Source organism: Prevotella sp. tf2-5, from assembly GCF_900115435.1.
Taxonomy (GTDB): domain Bacteria; phylum Bacteroidota; class Bacteroidia; order Bacteroidales; family Bacteroidaceae; genus Prevotella.
The window spans coordinates 69,814-92,127 of the sequence record NZ_FOWK01000009.1; the positions used below are offsets into that span (position 1 = coordinate 69,814).

Sequence of the window (22,314 nt, forward strand, 5' to 3'; positions counted from 1 at the left end):
TTAACGCAATGCTTTGTTTAACATATAGTATACTTCGTTGCTTTGCAACTGTTGCTTGAACTCGTAGGTCTTCGTGTCCTTGTTGATCTTGACATACTCGATACCAAGAATCTCGGCGAAGTCCTCCCAGTACTCCTCGGTGATATCATAGGAGAAAGCACTGTGGTGTGTACCACCAGCGAGGATCCATGCGCCGGCGCCAATCTCGAAGGTCGGCTGTGGAACCCACAAAGCGGAGGCGACAGGCAGGTTAGGCATGGGTTTCGGCTCGATGCACTCTACTTCCTGAGAGATCAGGCGGAAGCGGTTGCCGAGGTCAACCACTGTAGCCTTGATGCCACGTCCTACTTTGGAAGTGAATACCAGACGGGCGGTCTGTTGCTTGCGGATACCAATTCCGAGGAAGTGAACCTCCAGTTTGGGTTTGTCGACAGCGATCAGCGGACAAACCTCGAGCATGTGGCTCTGCAGACAAGAGCTGCGGTCGCCGGCGAAGTTGAGGGTGTAGTCCTCCAGGAACGAGCAACCAGTAGGCAGTCCCTGTGAGATGACCCAAAGGGTGCGATAGAGACAAGCGGTCTTCCAGTCGCCCTCTGCACCAAAACCAATACCCTCAGCCATCAGACGCTGGGAGGCAAGACCCGGAATCTGGTCGAAACCACAGAAGTCTGGCTGGTTGATATCAGCATCACCAAGGTCATCGAAATTGGTGGTAAACGCGGTGGCTCCCTCGTCTTTCAGGACACGGCGAAGGGCTATCTCTGCACGGGCGGCATTACGGACTTTCTGCCAGTAAACCTCCTCGCCACTCTCGTCAATCTTAATGGTATATTCTTTCTTATAGACTTCCACGAGCTCGTCAACCTCCTTGTCGGTGACCTTCTTCCAGTAGTCCATCATGGAACTGACGGGGTAGTAGTCGACATGATAGCCGAGACGCTGCTCGAACTCCACACGGTCACCATCCGTGACGGCAACATTGTTCATGTTCATACCGAACATCAGACAGCGTACGTTCTTGGCATCGGCAACACCGGCGGCGACACGTGCCCAGACGGCAATCTGTTTCTGGGCAGCGGCATCCTTCCAATAGCCGCAAACAACCTTACGGGGAACACGCATACGAGTACAGATATGTCCGAACTCGATATCACCATGAGCACTCTGGTTGAGGTTCATAAAGTCCATATCCATCGTCTCCCAGGGGATCTCCGCATTGTACTGGGTGTGGAAATGAAGCAACGGCTTCTGTAAGTCTTGCAGACCCTTGATCCACATCTTAGCAGGTGAGAAGGTGTGCATCCATGTGATGATACCCACACACTTCTCGTCGTTATTGGCAGCTTTCATGACATCTTCCACCTCTTTCGAGCTGTTTGCCGTTCCTTTATATACTACCTTAATAGGGATGATACCGCTGTTGTTCAGACCTTCTACCATCTCCTTGGAGTGACCGTCCACCTGTACGACAGCGTCACCTCCGTATAACAGCTGGGCACCAGTTACCCACCATATCTCATAATTATTAAATGCTTTTGTCATTGTTTTGTTAGTTACTTTTGGTTTTATTGTTTATTTTTTCTTCTGTCCATAGTAGGCGTTAGGTCCGTGCTTGCGAGAGAAATGCTTCTCGATGAGCAGGGGATTCATAGTCGTGTCCGGATTGACCGAGAAGGAGACAAATGCCATCTTGGCAACCTGTTCCATGACGACAGCGTTATAAACGGCATTGTCAGGATCTTTTCCCCAAGAGAAAGGACCATGGTTCTTGACCAATACACCGGGGGTGTGGACGGGATTGATATTACCTGCCTCGATGCGGTTGACAATGACCACACCAGTGTTGTACTCATATTCCGCCATCTGGTCTTTTGTCATATCGAAAGTACAGGGAATCTCATCATGGAAATAGTCAGCATGGGTAGTACCGATATTGGGAATGTCCTTGCCAGCCTGTGCCCATGCTGTCGCATAGGTAGAGTGGGTGTGTACCACACCACCGATTTCAGGGAATGACCTGTATAATACTAAATGGGTGGGGGTGTCGGACGAGGGATTCAGGTCTCCCTCTACAACCTGACCTGTCTGCAGGTCGACAACGACCATGTCGGATGCTTTCATCACGTCATATTCAACACCTGAAGGCTTGATGACTACTAAGCCTTTCTCACGATCAATACCAGATACATTGCCCCATGTGTAAATCACAAGATTGTGTTTCACGAGGTCAAGATTGGCACGAAATACTTTTTCTTTCAGTTCTTCTAACATAATATTATAATTTAAAGTTGGGATCTTCGTCGTATACTCTTCTGTTAAAGCGATAGAGGAAAGCACCGCGTTTGGAGTTTGTCTTGTCAATCAACTCCGTCTTCTCAATAAAATCCATTTCCTTGACGCGCTTACGGAAATTACGCTTGTCAAGTTCCTCGCCGTTGACAGCCTCGTAGAGACGCTGCAACTGGGTGAGGGTGAAAAGACTGGGAAGCAGACGGAAACCGACAGGCTCTGTCTTGATTTTTTCTCTCATCATCATACGGGCTTTGTTGACCATTTCACGATGGTCGGAATAGAGCGGAGGCATTTCCTCTATATTCACCCATTCTACACCATGCTCTTGAAGTAAATGGCTGTCATAGTTCTTTACGTTGATCAGTGCATAATAGGCGATGGAAATGACACGCTCTCCAGGGTCACGGTCGATGTCTCCGAAAGCACCGACCTGTCGCATATAGATATTACGCATTCCTGTCAGTTCGAAGAGGGTTCGGTTGGCAGCGTCATCAACACTCTCGTCGATGTGAACGAAGCCTCCGTAAAGACTCCATTCATCTCGACCAGGATCCATCTTACGCTTGCCAATCAGTATCTTCAGCTTGCCTTCGTCAAAACCGAAGATGATACAGTCGACAGACACGTATATCTTTTGATATTCTAAATAGAAAGATGTCATCTCTTATCTTACCAGAAATAGATATAGAAAGCGGCAGTAAAGCCAAGGATAATGATGGTGTGGATGATATCCCATTTGTTCCAACTGGCACGGGTAGCGGCAATCTGCTCAGGGGTAGAGGTACCGAATACCAGACCTTGGATCTTCTTCTCGTCAGGAGCCTCGGTGCAGAGGGAGACGATGATGACAATCAGACAGCAGACAACCAGCATGACTCCACAGAAATAGAGCCAGTTGAAGTCGTAGAATACTGCCTTGAACCAGTTGTCGGCAGCATCTGTTACATTACTGTAGTAAACCTTGGCACCCAGACGGGTCAGACCGATGATGATACCTGAGAGCAGTCCCCACATACCACCTTTGGCGGAGGCACGCTTCCAGCAAATACCCAGCAGGAAGGCTGAGGCGATACCAGGAGCCAGTACCGACTGTACATCTTGCAAATAGTTGTAAAGTACATCACCAACAGAACGCATGATAGGGATCCACAAGATACCAAGAATCACGATGACCACTGTAGCCACCTGACCGATACGGACAAGCTGCTTCTCAGGGGTCTCAGGCTTCAGACGCTTCCAGAAGTCGATGGTGAACAACATCGCTGAACTATTGAACAGGGAAGCCAGTGATGACATCAGGGCGGCAAGGATACCGCAGACAACGAGACCTTTCACACCGGCAGGCAGAATCTTTGCCACAAGGGTGGGGAAGGCAGCATCAGGAGTTGACAGTGTAAATACCTCACCATTGGGGAGTGTGATACCCTTGGTAGACATCGCATAGGCTATCATGCCAGGGATAAGGAACAGGAATACGGGACAGAGCTTCAGATAGGCACCGAAGATAGTACCACGACGACTCTCTTTCTCGTCCTTACCAGAAAGGACACGCTGGACAATAAACTGGTCTGTACACCAGTACCAGAATCCAATGACAGCGGAGCCTACCAATGCTCCCAACCAAGGATACTGCGGATCGCGCAGATCACGCATCAGGTTGGTCATGTGGTCGCCATACTCGTTGACGGTCTGGATGGAGCATGTTGCCATCATCTCATCCCATCCACCGAGTGCTCTCAGTCCTAATACCAGGATGATGAGTGAGCCTAATAATAAAATAGGTGTCTGGAGCACAGAGGTGTAGAGCACACTCTTCATACCACCGAATACGGTATAAAGGGCGGTGATAAGCACCAGACCGATAGCGGCAATCCAGAAGAAATCAATACCCCAGAGCTCCTTGATGCCAAAGACCTGCTGGAATACGAGTCCGCCAGCATATACTGTTACGGCAACCTTGGTCAGCACATAAGAGATGAGCGAGATGACACTCAGGATGGTACGTGACTCTTTGTTGAAACGACGCTCAAGGAACTCAGGCATCGTATACACCATGGAGCGGGTGTAGAAAGGTACGAAGACCCAGCCCAGAATCAGGATCATCCAACCCTGGATCTCCCAGTGTGCCATCGCCATACCTGACGAAGCACCGGCACCAGCCAGTCCAATGAGGTGTTCTGAACCTATATTCGACGCAAAGATGGATGCACCAATCGCAATCCATGTTGCATCTTTACCACCCAGGAAATAATCTGCCGAGTTGTCGTTCTTCTGTGAAACGACCCATACTACAATACCAATCAGCGCACAGCAGAAAACGCCAATGACAATCCAGTCTAATAATGCCATATTATTTACTATTTTCTATGTTATGATTTGTTATTTATTTCACAGAGAACTTATAAGCGGCGTGGCTATAGTATTTCTCTCCAGGGTTCAGCACAGGCTGTGCCCAGTCTTTCTGGTTAGGACTGTCAGGATATTTCTGACTCTCCAGACATACGCTGACATGTTTGGGATACTTGAGTCCGTGTTTGCGGATAATCTCAGCATCACGACCAACACCTTGGAAATTTCCGGAATATACTTGAACACCGGGCTCATTGGTGAACATCTCCATGAAGATGCCTGTCTTGGGGGAATAGAGGCTGGCACATACTTGTGTATCATCTCCCTTTCCGTCTTTATAGGTGTTTAAGCAGAAGTTATGGTCATAACCTGTAGCATTCTGAATCTGATCGAAAGATGATTGAATACTGTCGCCAAGGGCGTGAGGAGTACGGAAATCCATTGGTGTGCCCTCTACAGACTTGATCTCTCCTGTCGGGATATAAAGCTTGGTGCTGGGTGTGAAATTGTCTGCATTCACATACAATATCATGTCATATCCTGGCTGTGTGAAATCACCGCTCAGATTATAGTAGTTGTGGTTGGTCTGATTGATGATGGTTGGCTTGTCTGTCTCTGCCTCCCATGTCATATCTAATGTGTTGTCGGATGTCACTTTATACGTGGTGACAGCTGTCACCTTACCTGGGAAACCGTTCTCACCGTCTTCTGCCACAATGGTCAGTTTCAGGATAGAGTCACCAATCTGCTCTGCGTCATATACCTGATTCATCCAACCTGTTGTCCCACCGCCATGAAGACAGTTGGGACCATCGTTTTTCTTTAACTGGTAGGTGGAGTCGTTCAGTGTAAACTTACCATCCTTGATACGATTAGCATAACGACCAACAGAAGAACCATAGTCTGAGGGTGAGTTCAAAGTATCTGCATATTGGGCAATATTGTCAAAGCCCAATACCACATCCGTAGGCTTACCGTCTTTGTCTGGTACCACCAAACTGACGACTCGTCCACCGTAATTGGTGATACAGACTTCCATACCATTTTGGTTCTTTAGCGTGTAAAGCTTTACAGGCTTCTCGTTGATGATAGTGTCAAATTTTGCTGGATCAAGACCAGATAATGTCAATGTTGACTCGGTCTTCGAACCACATGCGGAGAATATGGTCAATGCGATACCACATCCCATCATAGTTTTCATTAGTTTCTTCATTGTTAGTATGTTTTAGATATTATATATGTTAGTAATTTGTGTGTAAAGTTACTACTTATTTTTGATATAACAATGAAAAGAAATAGCCTAAAGTGTTATTTTTACACTTTAGGCTATATATTTAACCTTTATTAGCGAATCAGCTATTTAACAAAGCTTACGGGAGCCATCTCCAATGACCACGTCATAAACCTTTGGTTCATGTCCGTATTTAGCATTGAATTTCTGCTTGGCATCAGCGATAAACTGTTTATAAAGGTCGTTACGTACTAAGTTAATGGTGCAACCACCAAAACCGCCGCCCATGATACGTGAACCAGTAACACCGTTCTCTTTTGCGATGTCATTCAGGAAGTCAAGCTCCTCGCAAGAGACTTCATAGTCTTTTGAGAGTCCCTCATGGGTCTTATACATCATTTCTCCTACTTTCTCGTAGTCACCCTCGTTCAGAGCATCACAGACAGCGAGGACACGGTCTTTCTCACCCAGGACGAACTTAGCGCGTTTGTAATCCTCGTCACCAACTTCTGCCTTCACTTCCTCTAACTGCTCCCAAGTACAGTCGCGTAAGGTCTCATACTTACCTTCTGGATGTTTGGCGGCAATATGCTTAACAACATTCTCGCAGGAGTTGCGGCGATCGTTGTATGGGGAGCCTGCCAGCTGATGCTTTACAACAGAGTCAAGTAATACCAGACGGTAGCCGTCGGGCTTGAAGGGGAAATACTCAAACTCGCGGGAGCGGCAGTCAAGGCGCATCAGACAACCTGCCTTTCCGAATACAGAGGCGAACTGGTCCATGATGCCACAGTTTACACCGCAATAGTTATGCTCTGTTGCCTGTCCTGCAAGAACCATATCCCATTGGCTGACTTTGTTGTCACCGAAGAGGTCGTTCAGACCACAGGCGAAACAACTCTCCATAGCGGCAGAGGATGACATTCCCGCACCAAGAGGTACGTCACCGGCAAAGGCAATATTAAAACCTTTTACGGGAACTCCTAATTTCTTCATCTCCAAGGAGATACCATAGATGTAACGTGCCCATGAAGCCTTTGGCCCATTAGGGTCGGAGAGCTTGAAGTCCACACGGTCTTTGAGGTCAATGGCATATGCCATCACTGTATCTTCAGTCCCGTTAGGACGCATCTCTGCCATGATACCCTTATCTACGGCACCAGGGAATACAAACCCACCATTATAGTCAGTGTGCTCACCAATCAGGTTGATACGACCCGGTGAGGCATATACATTTCCTGTTTTACCATCAAAATGCTTGATAAAACGGCTTCTTACAAATTCAATATCCATCATAATAATTTTTGTTTTAATCCACAGGAATGTCCTTATTCACATTCTTTGAGCCAATAAGAGCGTACCAGAACATATACGCCATAGCCAGAAGGGGTACGAAATAACTAATCATATAGCCAGTATTGTCGGCAATATAGTTCTGAATCAATGGAAGTACGCCACCACCGACAACCATCATCATGAAGATACCAGAGGCTTGTGCGGTGTACTTACCTAATCCTTCTGTGGCAAGATTAAAGATAGAAGCCCACATAATGGAGGTACACAGACCGCAGAGAACCAGCAGCATAGCACTGACAGGAACCTCTGTCATTTCGAATGAAGAGCCAGTGAACAAAGGCATTGATGTCATGACGGTCTTAGGAATGAAGATTGCCAAAAGGATCAGGATCATTCCCATACCATTGGTCACCGTCATCATGGTCTTTGATGAAACCTTATCAGCGATGAAACTGGAGCACAGACGACCGACTAGCATCAGGAGCCAATAGGTTCCTGCAACGAAACCACCGATGGCAGCAGCGTTAGCAAGTAATCCCGCGCCTTTTTCTGTGGTGTCAGCGATATAGAAATTCAGTGTTCCAGGAATACCGACCTCTACACCAACATATAAGAAGATAGCAATGACTCCCAGTGTGCAGTGGCGGAACGACCATGGGGTGTGCTCGAACGTTGTGGCAGCGGTAACCCTACCCATCTCTGGATCTTTGATGGGGATAAGTGCCAGTGCGATAAACGCGGAAGCAAAGACAGCCATCGCAATATACAGAACAAGGTTGATTTGTACAAAGTCTGTTTCCTTGGTCACTGTACCAATCAGGGCACCTACCAGCATGGGGGTCAGTGTTCCTGAGAGTGAGTTCAGCGTACCGCCCATCAGGTTCAACTGGTTACCGCGGTTACCACCGCCACCCAGCAGGTTCAACATGGGATTGACGACGGTATTCAGTAAGCAGACGGAAAGACCTGATACAAACGCACCCAACAGGTAAATGGTGTTGTCCTGATAACCTTCCAGTGCCTCGAAACCAGAAATCCACTGGATGGTAACACCGATGAAACCTACCAAAATACCAAGAAGAGCCGTCTTCTTATAGCCGATGCGTGTCAGCATCTTACCTGCAGGGATACCCATGAACAGATAGGCGAAGAAATTCATAAAGTTACCTAACATGGCAAGCATGTTAGAGCCACCTACCTCAGGGTCGTTTTTCATCACGACACCGATGGGCGCTGCCAGATTGGTGACGAACGCAATCATGGCATAGAGGAACATCATTGTGATAATGGCAATGATACTTCCATTCTGTTTTTGATTACTCATATTTATATATACTAATTAATGGTTATGGTCCTTTATTCCACGCCAAACTTATATACTGTCTTCTGCTTGTATTGCTGACCAGGATTAAGGACTACAGATGGGAAGTAGGGACGGTTTGGTGTATCGGGGAAGTGCTGTGCTTCCAGACATACCGCGCTTCTGAATGGGAAGGTGCATCCGTTGGCACCCTTATAGCCACTGGCGTAGTTTGCCGTGTAGAGCTGCAGACCCGGTTCTGTGGTGTAACACTCCATCGTACGACCGCTCTTTGGTTCGGTGATCTTGGCGGCAAAGCTCAGTTCTCCCTCTTCACGCTTGTTGAGTACATAGTTATGGTCAAAGCCTTTTCCGAACTTAATTTGCTCGTTATCGGCATTGATGTCCTGACCAAAAGACTTCGGGGTACGGAAATCGAATGGGGTACCCTCTACCTTCAGGATCTCACCTGTTGGAATAGCTGTAGCGTCAGTAGGAAGATAGAAGTCTGCATTGATCTCGCAAATCTGGTCCTCGATAGTGGGAGTAGGATCTGCAGTACCTGCCAAGCTGAAGAAAGCGTGATGTGTCAGGTTGACAATAGTCTTTTTATTAGTGGTGGCAAGATATTCAATCACCAACTCGTTCTCGTCAGTGAAGGTAAACTCTACTGTAACATCCAATTCACCAGTAAATCCTTCCTCACCATAAGAGGATTTGCGATGCAAAGCCAGGGAGCGAGGTCCCATCTGACGGGCGTCCCATACTTTGGCATTGAATCCCACAGTACCACCGTGCAGGTGGTTTGGACCATCGTTCAGTGCTAATTGATAGTCTTTGCCATTCAGTGTGAATTGTCCCTTGCAGATACGGTTGCCCCAACGACCGATCAACGTGGAAAGATAAGGCTCTTTGCCACTGGTGAGTTGTTGGATACTACCATGTCCCTGGATGACGTTAGCGACCTTACCATCTTTGTCTGGTACCATAATAGCACAAATGGCACCTCCATAGTTAGAGATAGCCACTTCATAGCCCTTGCGGTTACGCAGGATGTACAAGTCTGTTTTCTTACCATTGATAGTGGTCTGAAAATCTTTACGGTTCAGACCACACAAATTCGCATTTTCGGTTGTGTTCGCCATAATTGATTGTTTTTAGTTACATATATGTATCTAACATGCAAAGTAACCAAAAAAAAACGAATTTAACGAAAGAAACGAGGAAAAAAACGTTTAATGGAGTGTTAAAAACAACTAAATGCACTTTTTCAGGAAATCGCCCACCAGATAGCTGCTGCCTCCAATGAAGATGAAATCCTTGAGGGTTGCTGCCTCTTTGGCAGCTCTATATGCTTCAACCACAGTGGGATAACACTCTCCAGATAGTCCGTGCTGGGCAGCCATCGTCTTTACGACACTTCCATTAATGGCGCGTTTGGTGGCAGCCTGTGTGAAATAGTAACAAGCGTCTTTGGGTAACATATCCAGCACCTGATTGATATCTTTGTCCTCCACCATGCCAAACACGATATGGCGTTTGGCACACTCCACTTGTGCTATCTGTTGGCTCAGGTATGTCCATCCTCCGACATTGTGTCCAGTGTCACAGATAGTCAATGGGGCTTCGCTGACAACTTGCCAGCGACCAGTCAGTCCCGTCAGTTTACAGACATGAGCCAGAGCGTCAGCCAATTCCTTCCTGAATTGCTCATGACTCTGTGGTGTGGAGCATGCGGACAGGAATCCTTTCCGGGACAACACCTTCAATACCGCAAAAACAGTATTCAGGTTCTTCTCCTGGTAGATACCTCCTAGTTCTCCTTCTATCTCTCCCCAATGACGGGTGGTATAGTGCATCTTGCCATTTGCAAGGGGAGTCGCATTGAGAACCTCTGGGTTGTCATCAGCGAATAAGATGTCACTACCTGTCTCCTGGGCTTTCTTCTCAAAGACAGGACGTGTCTCCTCATGGGTCTCGCCAATGACTACGGGGACACCTTTCTTAATAATACCAGCTTTCTCTGAGGCAATCTTCGCAAGGGTGTCGCCCAAGAACTGGGTATGGTCAAAACTGATATTCGTGATGACAGAGACGAGGGGGGTAATGATATTCGTACAATCAAGTCGTCCACCCAGTCCGACCTCTATGACGGCGACATCTATCTTCTTGTCGGCAAAGTATTTAAAGGCAAGTGCCGTTGTCACCTCAAAGAAAGAAGGGGAGAGGGGCTCAAAAAAGCCACGCTCCTGTTCTACGAAGTTTATCACATATTCCTCAGGAATCATCTCCCCGTTGACACGGATACGCTCCCTGAAGTCCACCAGGTGGGGGGAAGTATACAGTCCCACACGATAGCCACATTCCTGTAAGAAGGCGGCAAGGGTATGGGAAACAGAACCTTTTCCGTTGGTTCCACCCACATGGATGGTAGCATATTGCTGATGCGGATGTCCGAAATGCTCGTCCAATGTCCATGTATTACTCAAGCCCTCCTTATATCCTGTTGCCCCTTGTCGTTCGAACATGGGCATTTGGTGATAAAGATATTCGCAGGTCTCTTGGTAATTCATGGTGAAAGCGGATTAATTGAAATAGTTCTTGAAACGCTGGAAGATAGAGCGCTTGGTAGCGGCGTCTCCTTGGAAATGATCGCTGTGCTTGAAACGCTCAATAGCTTCCTTCTCCTCACGACTTAAAGTTTTCGGGACATAGACACTGACATTGACGACCAGGTCACCGTTACCACGGCCATAACCCTGTACGGCAGGTAGTCCCTTACCTCTCAGTCGGAGCGTCTTACCAGGCTGTGTGCCCGGCTCCATCTTGACTCTCAGCTTAGTACCTTGTATGGTAGGTATCTCTACGTCGCCACCCAGTGCGGCTGTCGGGAAATCGAGTAGCAAGTTATAAATAAGGTCGTTGTCATCACGGATGAAACGCTCGTCCTCTATCTCTTCGACAAACACCTGGATGTCACCATTGATACCTTTGTTGTGTCCGGCGTTTCCTTTGCCTGGAACATTGATAATCATACCCTCTGCCACACCTGCGGGAATCTTGATCTCAACGACTTCCTCACCTTTCTCAACACCAGTACCGCCGCACTGACGACATTTGTTCTTGATCACATGACCGGAACCGTTACAGTTGGGACAGGTGCCTTGAGTCTGCATCATTCCGAAGATGCTCTGTGTGGTATGGGTGATCACACCGCTTCCGTGACATGTCGGACAGATCTCTGTGCCACTGCCATCTTCCGCACCAGTACCATGACAGTGAGAGCAGGGGATGTCCTTGCGGACCTTGAACTTCTTGGTGACACCAGTGGAGATCTCCTCAAGGGTAAGACGAACCTTCAGGCGAAGATCACTACCACGATGCTGCTGAGGACCACGATGGGAACTGCCGCCAAAGCCGCCGAAACCTGCTCGACCGCCAAAGATATCGCCGAACATCGAGAAGATGTCGTCCATATTCATACTGGTGGCATTGAATCCTCCGAAACCGCCTTGCGGTCCGTTGAATCCAAACTGGTCGTATTGCTGACGCTTCTGTGGGTCGTGCAATACGTCATATGCCTCGGCTGCCTCCTTGAATTTCTCTTCAGCTTCCTTGTTGCCGGGATTGCGGTCGGGGTGATATTTGATGGCGATGGTGCGATACGCCTTCTTGATCTGGTCTTCTGTAGCGTTCTTATCAACGCCAAGCACCTCGTAATAGTCTCTTTTTTGTGCCATAGATTACGTTTACTTCTTACATCTTACATCAGACATCTTACATCAGACATCTTACTGTCCTACTGCCACTTTGGCGTGGCGAATTACTTTTTCGTTTAACTGATAACCTGTCTGCAGACAGTCAATCACCTTGCCTTTCTTGTCGTCACCCATTCCAGGTACCATAGCGACAGCCTCATGCAAGTCGGTATCGAAATCTGCATTCTCAGTCTCTATCTTCTTTACACCCAGTCCTTCGAGTGCCTTCATGAACTTATGATAGATGAGTTCCATCCCTTCACGAAGCACGGCGGGGTCGTCTGTCTTCTCTCCATTCTCCATCGCACGCTCCATATCGTCGATGACGGGCAGGATGGCGCTGACAGCTTTCTCGCCGCCATTCAGGATCAGTTCGGCCTTCTCTTTCAGGGTGCGCTTGCGGTAGTTGTCAAACTCAGCGGTCTTATAGAGTATCTGTGTCTTCAACTGCTCGATCTCCTCCTGTGCAGCCTCTAAAGGGTCTTTCTCCTCGGAGTTCTCGGAGTTCTCGGAGCTCTCGGAGCTCTCAGAGTTCTCGGAGTTCTCAGAGTTCTCGGAGTTCTCAGAGTTCTTTAAATTCTCAATCTCTTCCTCTTCCAGATGATTCTTTTCTTCTTCTTTCATAGCTTAATATTATTTATAGGTTATACAGCAAATTCCGTGCCATGATTATGAATACAGTTCTGCTTTCCTCTCCTTAATAGCCTCGTCATAGATGTAGTCATCGTAAGTCATGAGCTTGTCAATGGTACCTTTAGGTGTCAACTCGATGATACGGTCGGCAACGGTATTGATGAACTCGTGGTCGTGGGATGCAAACAGGATATTACCCTTGAAGGAGATCAGGTTGTTGTTGAAAGCCTGAATAGACTCCAGGTCCAGGTGGTTGGTAGGTGTGTCGAGGATGAGACAGTTAGCGTTCTTCAACTGCATACGGGCTATCATACAACGCATTTTCTCACCACCGCTGAGCACATTGACATGCTTCAGCACATCCTCTTCCTTGAAGAGCATACGACCTAAGAAGGACTTCATCATCACTTCATTACCTGTGCCGTACTGGCTGAGCCAGTCTACCAGGTTCATCTCACTCTGGAAGAAAGCGGTGTTGTCGAGTGGGAGATAGGCTGTCGTGATGGTGACACCCCATTTGTAAGTACCGGCGTCTGCCTCACGATTACCGTTGATAATCTCGAAGAGCGCGGTCATCGCCTTGGGGTTATGTGACAAAAATACAGTCTTCTGTCCTTTCTCTATCGTGAAGTCCACATGGTCGAAGAGTACGGTGCCGTCAGCGTCTACAGCCTTCAGTCCTTCCACTTCCAGTATCTGTGTACCAGGCTCACGCTCCATCGAGAAGATGATACCAGGATACTTACGGGTAGATGGGGTGATCTCCTCGACATTCAGTTTCTCCAACATCTTCTTACGGGATGTCGTCTGCTTGGATTTTGCCACATTGGCAGAGAAGCGACGGATGAACTCCTCCAACTGCTTGCGCTTCTCCTCGGCTTTCATCTTCTGGTTCTGCTGCTGACGAAGGGCGAGCTGACTCGACTCATACCAGAAAGAGTAGTTTCCTGAGAACAGGGTGACCTTTCCGAAGTCGATATCTACGGTCTGGGTCGATACGGCATCGAGGAAGTGACGGTCGTGGCTGACAACCAGGACGCACTGCTCTAAGTTAGAGAGGTATTCCTCCAACCATTGTACGGTGTCGAGGTCGAGGTCGTTGGTAGGCTCGTCGAGCAACAGGTTGTCGGGATGTCCGAAGAGTGCCTTGGCAAGCATCACACGTACCTTCTCGTTATTGGAGATCTCTGCCATCTGCTTGTAATGCTGTCCTTCTGGCACACCGAGGTTCTGCAACAACTGTGCTGCCTCGCTCTCTGCCTCCCAACCGTTCATCTCTGCGAAAGCCATCTCCAAGTCGGCGGCACGGTTGCCGTCTTCCTCCGTCATCTCGTCTTTGGCATAGAGTGCCTCACGCTCCTTCATGTTCTTCCACAGGGGCTGGTGACCCATCAGTACTGTGTCCATCACAGTAAACTCATCGTATTTGAAGTGGTCCTGTTCCAGTACTGACAGACGCTCGCCAGGAGCCAGCTCCACAGTACCCTTGTTGGGTTCCAGTTCTCCACTGATAGCACGGAGCAGGGTAGACTTGCCGGCACCATTGGCGCCGATGATACCATAGATATTACCACTGGTGAACTTCAGGTTAACGTCCTTATAAAGTGTTTTCTTGCCAAATTGAATAGCGAGATTTGTAACTGTTATCATATATTCCTTATACCTTATTAATATAATTATCACATAAAACGGATGCAAAGGTACACATTTTATCTGAAAAGACAAAATGTGTACCTAAAAATTGATATTGTTAGTTACATCCCTTACCAGTCCCATGACATATTTGCTTCTATATTCATTTAAAGCCTTTAATTAATTCGTTTGGAGGCTTTAATCACCTCGTTTGAAGCCTTTATTTATCGGCGTTTCAGCCACATCAGGTGATTTAAGTGATTCTATAATACACGAATTTATATATATAGCAAAAATAATTATGGGGATAATTAATTTAGTAATATATAGATTTACAAAAAATACAATCACTTAAATCACTTTTTTATTAAAAAAGCGATGCAAATCACTCATTATCAACAAGTTTCGAAGTTTCTGCATTTATCGTTTTAGATGACCTCATAAATTAAAATCGGGACGATTCTTGCTCTGCTCACAAGGGGATTAGTTCCCATGTGAGCACAGATCATGCGGATTCATATGTCACTTACCCGTCCTATGACATATTCTCACAATCCTCATGTGAGGTTTACTTACGATTCCCTGATGAATACATAATGGAATGAAGTTCCGTTGCTGGCAGTTCCATTCCACGTCATCTTATCGCCACTAATAGTTACTGTTACCACGAATGTGTCACCATTTTCACTCTTTGCTGTAATAGAGTTACCCTTTATGGTGTAAGTACCAGAATAGCCAAAAGTAGATGCTGTGGAAGTATATGTCCCATTATTATTAATTGTAATCTGTTTGCCCACCATCAATCCATCAACTGAAGCACCACGAGCACTATCCGTACTCGAAGTACACATCCACGTGCCAACAGCTTTCGTTACCAGTTCATTTCCTCTAGACCCGTCATCTGAGTCATCACCACCGCATGATACCAACATCAGTGACATCATCACTACGATCATCAACTTACTCCAAATAGTTTCGTTCTTCATAGCTATAATTTTTTTTGAATTAAGTTTCTACCTGCAAAGATACGATTAAATTAGGAGAAAACCAAACTTTCTTCGCTTATTTTTCAAATGCCAGGAACCAGTAACTATGGCATTTATAAGAAGTTGAGAGCTCAGTCTTCCTTTACTCGTCAATCAATGGCTAATACATGTCCTCGGTATGAACTGAATCAGGAACTTATGAATCATCCACTTTCTGAACTATAGAGAGAAGTATCAGAAATACCTATGTATAAATCTCAGAAGTCTGCAATTATTCCTTATAATGATTCAAATAATCTTTCTTTGAGATCATATTACTACACCCACTCCTATTTGGCTTATAATTAGTGCAACCTAAGAATGGATCACTGCCATTTTTACCCTGCTTGACAATCATATAGCCATCACGACATTTATCACATTTCATAATTGGCAGAATACCACCTTTTAAGTCGTTTGTCATAAAGTCGCATATCTCTGGTTCGTTAGAACATATCCAAAGTTTTAATCCGTATGCTTTCTTATAACGTAATTGTAATGGATAGCCACAGATAGGACAACGCTTATCTATTGGATTCTTTGTTTCTTCCATTACAAGATCGCCATTGACTGTAACATTAGGATAATCAAATAATATTTCCGTTACAAATTCTGATGGATGCTCTTGGGGAGTTACAATATAAACACGATTCTTTGTCCTTGTCAAAGCAACATAGAATAATCTTCGCTCTTCTGCATACTCTATGGAATGGTCGTCTTTTATTACATATTTTAGTACTGGATCCTCTTCAACCTGTGAAGGAAAACCATATACTTCATTTCGAGCATTAATAATTATTACATTGTCATATCCCAATCCTTTAGCACGGTGAACCGTCATAAATTCTATTGGCTGATGTGGAAAAGCATTTGATATCACATTACCTGTTTTCTCATCATACATAAAATCTGCTGATTTTCCTAAATTATACGCATCAAAGCCATATCTTCCTAGAAGTAATATAGAAGATTGAGGATTCTCTATAACAATCTGTTTAATAATGTTCTCTACTGTTTTTCCTATTAAAAAATACTTACCTCCTTTACCTTCGTATTCCTGTCTAGGAACTTCCTCTGTATATGTTTCTATCACAATCGGATTTTGAATGTGTTTGGAAGAAATAAGAGCCTTTTTTATTTGAGATGAGTTCTTTTGGATAAAACCACCAGCAATATCTATGACTTCCTGAGCATTTCGATATGTTTTTGTGATACTTAATTCCAGTCCATATCCAAATGTCTCTTTAAAATGAGTAAATAAAGTAATGTCTGATCCTGCATACGCATAAATAGATTGCCAATCATCACCCACAGCAATTATCTTTGCATTGCAAAGTTTGCTCAATTCTTTTGTCAGGTTAAAACGTTGTCGGGAAATATCTTGATATTCATCCACTATTATGTATTTGAAATCGAGTTTTTTCCCCTTTATTTGCTCTTCCTTGATAATTTTTGTCGAGTCATTGATCATGTCCTCAAAGTCAACGGCATTTTTTTCTTTTAGTCTTTTAGCATACTCATGATAGCATTGTTCGCATACGTCTAAAAACAATTTTGTCCTAACATTCGAAGAACGAGATTTAAAGCGATAGAATTCATCAACCGTGTATCCATTAGTTTTAAAATTCTGAATAAAAGTACAGATTAATTTTACCAATTTAGCTATATACCTGTTTTCTTCTGTACTTATTATTTTATCAAAGACTTCTCTTGAAGGCCTTGGGACAAGAGAGAATCCATGATCAATCAGTAATTCTTTCAGATGTTCTAACACATCTCTTCCATCGTTATACTTTGAATATGTGTAAATTAAATCTGTATGATGTGTCTGATGTAAGGCTATTTTATCTTTTATTGCCCTATTGTATTTATCTAATTCTTCTTGCGTATATCTATTATTCCGCCCATCTTCAGTGATACCAAAGTGTTCAATATAGGCAACTTTTTCACCTTGCGTTATAGTAAAATCTGGAGTGTACGGTTTGTGAGAACGTAAAATGTTGTATGGATAAGGTTTTTCATATACATACTCTATGTTGTTCATGAAAAGAAAATTAGCAATACGAACCTCTTGAGAAGAACGTAATGTTTCACGAACAATACTAACACACCTACCTGTTCTTTGGCTGATTATCTTTTCCGTGTACTCATCTATACTACCTTTCATTGTAGAAAAGTCTGCCTTTACCACATAATTAAAAAACGCATTAAGATCATCTCCTTCATAAGGAGCATCAAAATAGCTACCAAAAAATAGAATTAGTTTATCAACCAGCTCCGGATTCTCTAATATGTTCCCTTTTAGATAATTGCTGACTACATTAAACATAAAGCCACCATCAACAACTAACTTCCTTTCTTCTTCTTGTCTACGAACTATAGCGTATCCTGTTTTATGGAATGTAGTTACAGGACAGTCTATTTTCAGCGCTTTGTTAATCTTTGAACGCAATTCCCCAACAGCTTTGTTTGTAAAAGAGATAACTAGGATTTGTTCAGGAAGTATATGTTTCTTTTCAACTAGATATTTAACCTTTGCAGCTACAGTGGTAGTCTTACCAGCACCTGCACCAGCAATAACCAATGTGTAATCTTCATCTGAGAGCACAACTTTTCTCTGTTCATCATCCAGAAGGACATTGGGGTCTACTCTTTTAAGAATATTATCTAAATACTCTTTTTCAGAAATGAGATGAGATGAGACGAATTTGTCGTTATGCTCTTTAATAGTAGTTGAGCTATTTTTATTCAGCAAATCTCCATATGTAGCAATAAAGTCGTCTATTCGCTTTGTTTCCACATGATTTTGTGAACAATAATAATCTAAAGTTTTTGAGTTCTTTAAAGTACAGAAATGATTATAAATATCAAAATTTTCTTCCAACAGGAACTGATAGTCTCTTCTTGCAAGAAATGAATTTTTATCTAATAGACTCTTCAGGTTGTTTTCAAATTTAGCAAGTTTCATTAATTCTGGAATACTCTCTATCCCAGAATTATTTCTTATGTGTTTAAATCCAAAAAGTTTGTCAAGTAAAGACATTCGATTTTCATTTGAATGCAAAAATAGCATATTCCTTTGAAAATTCCAAATAATTACAACTTTTATTGCATTCAAAATTAATAAATGTCATATTGATTATGCCAGTCGTCTCTCCAACAAAAACAAAAACCCTGCTATTCCTGCTACAATGTGGTTGAGATGCCGATGTATAAAGGGCGGAGCCTGTAGCACGATTGGGATTTATCGTGCTACAATGGTGCTACAATCCCACTACCTGACAGCGACTGTTTTTTGAGCGGTTTGCTTTCGGCTATAGGCGTTCAGTTGTTTGGCTGGAGCCGTTCAGTCGTTTGGCTATAGCCGAACGGTTGAAAGAGCGTACCTAACTCCCTCGAAGGTAGGCACTAACACCCCATTACCAGTAACCTTTTACCCTTACGCAAGGCATCAGGAGCACAAAGGGACAGTCCCCCTGTGAGCATGTTGTACCAAGGAACGGAGCTTCTCGAATACGCGGCGGACGTCTGCCGTGCTTTCGGATTCTTTTTCCTTCACCCATCGTTCCTGCACTTCGCTCTGACGGACGTTGGTGACGAAATCGGACACTTCCTCGTGCGTGAGGCGGCGTACGGTGCAGCCTTCATTGCTCAGTTGCTGAAGCATCTGCTCGTAACTCTCATCCATCGTCTTGCCCATCGCCTTGTAGGTCTTGCTTGCCGCACGCTCGATGGCTCGCTTGTCCTTCGGGGGCAGGGCATTCCATCGGTCGAGGTTCATCGCCACTAAATAGATGTGCCCTAACCAAAGTTCCTGCGACACCAACAGGTGAGGGGCGGCACGGTGGGCACCGATGTCCCATCCGCTGTCTATGTTCACCATGATGCCGTCGATGGCTCCGGAGCGCAGCGAATCGGAAACTCGCTCTCCCCAGGGGATGCGTTTGTTCGTTGCTCCTGCATTCTCCAGATAACTGATGTGCCAGAAACTGGCAGTTCGCCACGTCTGCTCTTTCAGCGCATTGAGGTCTGCCATCGGCTCTCGGCTATAGAAGCCCACGGGATAGCCCGTAGCTACGAGCACGGGGTGGATGCCCGCATGGTGCAGCTCCTCTGTCAGTTCGGGAATCGTCTTGTAGGCTTTGCGGATAAGTGCGACCTGTGCCTCGCCCGAGGGTCCTGCCAGGAAACTCTTGAACAACTGGTGGAGTGGCATCCGCTGGCTATCGTATTCGGGTACTACCGTAGCCATGTCGGCTTTCGTGCCTTCGCGCACCGTCTCGTAGGCATCATAGCTCGATGAAAGTTCGCCGTTCCAATGGTGGTCAATGCGGATGCGCCCCTTGCTTTCCTGCTCTACAAGGCGGAAGAACTGCCGAGTTACCTGCGTCCGCATGTTGCCCATCGGCTCGTGGTCTGTGAAAGTCAGCGTCTGCGCTCCCACGAACATCGGGACGCAAAGCATCATTAGAAATATAATTTTATTCAAATCCATCTTTATAAATAGGAATTTACTTGTCTAAAACGACCTCTAAAGTTTGACGCTTATAATTTAATACAACTGCGTTACCTCCGAACGAATATGCATTCAGTACCCCATCGTCATGCTGACCATTAAAGAAATCATGAGTAAATTCATACTTGCCTATTTTGAAGTGAACATTTCTGGTCAGTTCGGCTTCCACCATTTGTAGGCTGTGTATCTCGTCCGCACTTTCTTTTCTGACGGTTTCCGTTGGCCCTGCATCAAAGCCTTTGGGAAATTTACAGTGTCTACTCCCTGTATCAAAGAGGAAACTAAGCTTATCTTTTCCAATGACACCTTTAAGTCTAATTGCATTCACATGCTTTTTTTTAGGGTAATAATTCCAGTGAATGACAGTTCCTGTTGGTTTCCGTTTGGTGTCACATAGCTCAACAGAATTGTTTTTCAAATCAAATTTCCAGACTCCTTTTATAAGGATATTCCCACCTATGATGAACCGTGGAGCATAGTCTAAAAACTTTCCCGACAAATCCATTACCATGCAATACACTTTGCGATAAGTAATACCGCAAAAACTCAAAGAGTCAAGAACAATGTAGTTCCTTTTCTTTCTGTATCCTAGTTTGTTATATTCATTTTCCTTAATGTTGAAGGTTTCTGTGGCATAAGCAGAATCAATGACACAAAATGAGCATCCTGTATCCACCATGGATTTTACTGACTGTGTTTGTGCTCCTCTTGATAAAGATATGTTACTGTATATCCATGATTCAACAAACTTCACCTGTGGCATTGCCCTCAGACAGGACATAATGCAAAACACCAATACCAAAAGATATTTCATATTGCTAAATTCCGATTTATCTGTCTTTTATCTCTATCTTTTTTATCACCTTGGCTGGCACACCGCCAACAATCGTATTCGGTTCAACATCTTTTGTCACGACAGCACCTGCAGCTACTACGGCACCATCACCGATAGTAACGCCTGCAAGCACAGTGGCATTGGCTCCAATCCAGACGTTCTTGCCGATGTGGATAGGGGCATAGCTCATACTCTGGCGGTTGGCTGGATTGAGATCATGGTTGATGGTAGCCAGCACGACGTTGTGACCGATGAGTGCACCTTCGTCAATGGTGATACCACCCTGATCCTGAAACTTGCAGCCCATGTTGATGAAGACCCGCTCGCCAACGACAGTGTTCTTACCGCAGTCGGTATGGAATGGTGGAAACACGCCTACCGACTTGGGGACCTCACGTCCCCAAAGCTGTTCCAACAAATCGTGCAACTGCTCTGGAGTATGATACTTTCCGTTAATCTCAGCCGTTATCTGCAAAGCCTCTTGTGACAGCTTATGAAACATCATGTGGACTTCACCGCCTCCAATGACGGGTTTGCCCGATGCCATGTAATCACGAAATTCTTGTATTGTCATTGTTCTTTATTTTCATTTTGCTACTTCTAAATCTATATACTTCGCCCGAATAGCCTTTGGAAGTTTCGATGCAATGAGTTGGTATGACTCTTTAATCAACCCTTCTACTATTGCTTCGTCCATTTCTTCGTAATAAACGTCGCTCCAGTGCGTCTTGTTCCAATGGTAGGCTGGCGTCACGGCAGAGAATTGTTCTCTAAGTTCGATATTCCTGTTTGGTGACAGTTTCAAGGCAATTCTTGAAACTCCGTCCTTCATATCATACCTGCCACCGCCTAACCATAGGCAGACGAATATCTTTCCTTCCAAGCGGAAATTAAGGATGTCTTCACCAAACGCCTGGTCTTCGGTCACTCCTGGGAGTGACAACGTGTACTCTCTGATCTGCTCAATGTTCATACCGACATACTTGTTTCGGGTACAAAGGTACTGCTTTTTTTCCGCATTACTTTTATTTTGTTACTATTTCTAATTATTTTGAGTATTACGAATCTAACAGGTGCTCTCCAAGTTTCATTGTCAACCCAAGTTTGCATATATGGGAGCACAAAGGGACAGTCCCCCTGTGAGCAGGGAAAGACATTAGGCAATATTTTGAACAGAATCCTAATGGCGTGGAAATAATGATATTAAAAGGAAGTCGACAAATAATTATGGAGCACAAAGGGACAGTCCCCCTGTGAGCAGGGAAAGACATTAGGCAATATTTTGAACAGAATCCTAATGGCGTGGAAATAATGATATTAAAAGGAAGTCGACAAATAATTATTAAGCGAAAATATGCTCTTAAAGTAGATTTCGTTAAGACATTCATGATGCGATATAATAAATAGAAAAGCCGCTAAATCGCGGCTTTCAAATGGGCAGGGGCGG

At 45.0% G+C, this 22,314-nt stretch carries 18 protein-coding genes; all 18 read right to left on the minus strand.

From position 1 onward, the window contains the following. Positions 1 to 1,542 carry an L-arabinose isomerase gene (araA, locus tag BM257_RS10205; protein ID WP_092071947.1) on the minus strand — a complete coding sequence of 514 codons (1,542 nt, stop codon included), beginning with the start codon at positions 1,540 to 1,542 and terminating at the stop codon, positions 1 to 3. 30 nt (positions 1,543 to 1,572) lie between these two features. Further along, complete coding sequence (locus BM257_RS10210; protein ID WP_092071950.1) at positions 1,573 to 2,271, minus strand: L-ribulose-5-phosphate 4-epimerase; 699 nt, start codon at positions 2,269 to 2,271, stop codon at positions 1,573 to 1,575. A 4-nt stretch (positions 2,272 to 2,275) separates the two neighbouring features. After that, positions 2,276 to 2,953, minus strand: coding sequence for an NUDIX hydrolase (locus BM257_RS10215; RefSeq protein ID WP_092071953.1), 678 nt, complete (start codon positions 2,951 to 2,953; stop codon positions 2,276 to 2,278). Between the two features lie 8 nt (positions 2,954 to 2,961). Next, the gene (locus BM257_RS10220) at positions 2,962 to 4,641 is read right to left on the minus strand and encodes a sodium:solute symporter (RefSeq protein WP_092071956.1); all 1,680 of its coding nucleotides are present in this window, start codon (positions 4,639 to 4,641) and stop codon (positions 2,962 to 2,964) included. A 34-nt stretch (positions 4,642 to 4,675) separates the two neighbouring features. Beyond that, a complete protein-coding gene (locus BM257_RS10225; RefSeq protein ID WP_092071959.1) occupies positions 4,676 to 5,854 on the minus strand; it encodes an aldose epimerase family protein in 1,179 nt (392 codons plus the stop codon). 147 nt (positions 5,855 to 6,001) lie between these two features. Then, the gene (galK, locus tag BM257_RS10230; protein WP_092072157.1) at positions 6,002 to 7,165 is read right to left on the minus strand and encodes a galactokinase; all 1,164 of its coding nucleotides are present in this window, start codon (positions 7,163 to 7,165) and stop codon (positions 6,002 to 6,004) included. Positions 7,166 to 7,181: 16 nt separating this feature from the next. Beyond that, the gene (locus tag BM257_RS10235; protein WP_092071962.1) at positions 7,182 to 8,492 is read right to left on the minus strand and encodes an MFS transporter; all 1,311 of its coding nucleotides are present in this window, start codon (positions 8,490 to 8,492) and stop codon (positions 7,182 to 7,184) included. Between the two features lie 32 nt (positions 8,493 to 8,524). Next, positions 8,525 to 9,613, minus strand: a complete 1,089-nt coding sequence (locus tag BM257_RS10240; protein WP_092071965.1) for an aldose epimerase family protein — start codon at positions 9,611 to 9,613, stop codon at positions 8,525 to 8,527. Between the two features lie 111 nt (positions 9,614 to 9,724). Then, positions 9,725 to 11,041: a bifunctional folylpolyglutamate synthase/dihydrofolate synthase gene (locus BM257_RS10245; RefSeq protein WP_092071968.1), complete on the minus strand. Its 1,317-nt coding sequence runs from the start codon at positions 11,039 to 11,041 to the stop codon at positions 9,725 to 9,727. 12 nt (positions 11,042 to 11,053) lie between these two features. After that, positions 11,054 to 12,208 (minus strand): molecular chaperone DnaJ, encoded by a 1,155-nt coding sequence (gene dnaJ / locus BM257_RS10250; RefSeq protein ID WP_092071970.1) that lies wholly within the window; start codon positions 12,206 to 12,208, stop codon positions 11,054 to 11,056. A 51-nt stretch (positions 12,209 to 12,259) separates the two neighbouring features. Beyond that, entirely contained in the window at positions 12,260 to 12,850 is a 591-nt protein-coding gene (locus BM257_RS10255; protein ID WP_092071973.1) for a nucleotide exchange factor GrpE, read from the minus strand. A gap of 45 nt (positions 12,851 to 12,895) precedes the next feature. Then, positions 12,896 to 14,509 (minus strand): ABC-F family ATP-binding cassette domain-containing protein, encoded by a 1,614-nt coding sequence (locus BM257_RS10260; RefSeq protein ID WP_092071976.1) that lies wholly within the window; start codon positions 14,507 to 14,509, stop codon positions 12,896 to 12,898. A gap of 554 nt (positions 14,510 to 15,063) precedes the next feature. After that, positions 15,064 to 15,477: a lipocalin-like domain-containing protein gene (locus tag BM257_RS10265; RefSeq protein ID WP_092071979.1), complete on the minus strand. Its 414-nt coding sequence runs from the start codon at positions 15,475 to 15,477 to the stop codon at positions 15,064 to 15,066. Positions 15,478 to 15,748: 271 nt separating this feature from the next. Beyond that, complete coding sequence (locus tag BM257_RS10270; RefSeq protein WP_255405751.1) at positions 15,749 to 18,634, minus strand: UvrD-helicase domain-containing protein; 2,886 nt, start codon at positions 18,632 to 18,634, stop codon at positions 15,749 to 15,751. Positions 18,635 to 18,967: 333 nt separating this feature from the next. Next, complete coding sequence (locus BM257_RS10275) at positions 18,968 to 20,011, minus strand: TRAP transporter substrate-binding protein (protein ID WP_092071985.1); 1,044 nt, start codon at positions 20,009 to 20,011, stop codon at positions 18,968 to 18,970. 16 nt (positions 20,012 to 20,027) lie between these two features. Further along, positions 20,028 to 20,846, minus strand: a complete 819-nt coding sequence (locus tag BM257_RS10280; protein ID WP_143096826.1) for a hypothetical protein — start codon at positions 20,844 to 20,846, stop codon at positions 20,028 to 20,030. Between the two features lie 16 nt (positions 20,847 to 20,862). Then, positions 20,863 to 21,441 carry a DapH/DapD/GlmU-related protein gene (locus tag BM257_RS10285; RefSeq protein ID WP_092071991.1) on the minus strand — a complete coding sequence of 193 codons (579 nt, stop codon included), beginning with the start codon at positions 21,439 to 21,441 and terminating at the stop codon, positions 20,863 to 20,865. Between the two features lie 12 nt (positions 21,442 to 21,453). Continuing rightward, positions 21,454 to 21,840, minus strand: a complete 387-nt coding sequence (locus tag BM257_RS10290; protein ID WP_092071994.1) for an MmcQ/YjbR family DNA-binding protein — start codon at positions 21,838 to 21,840, stop codon at positions 21,454 to 21,456. Positions 21,841 to 22,314 lie beyond the last annotated feature (474 nt).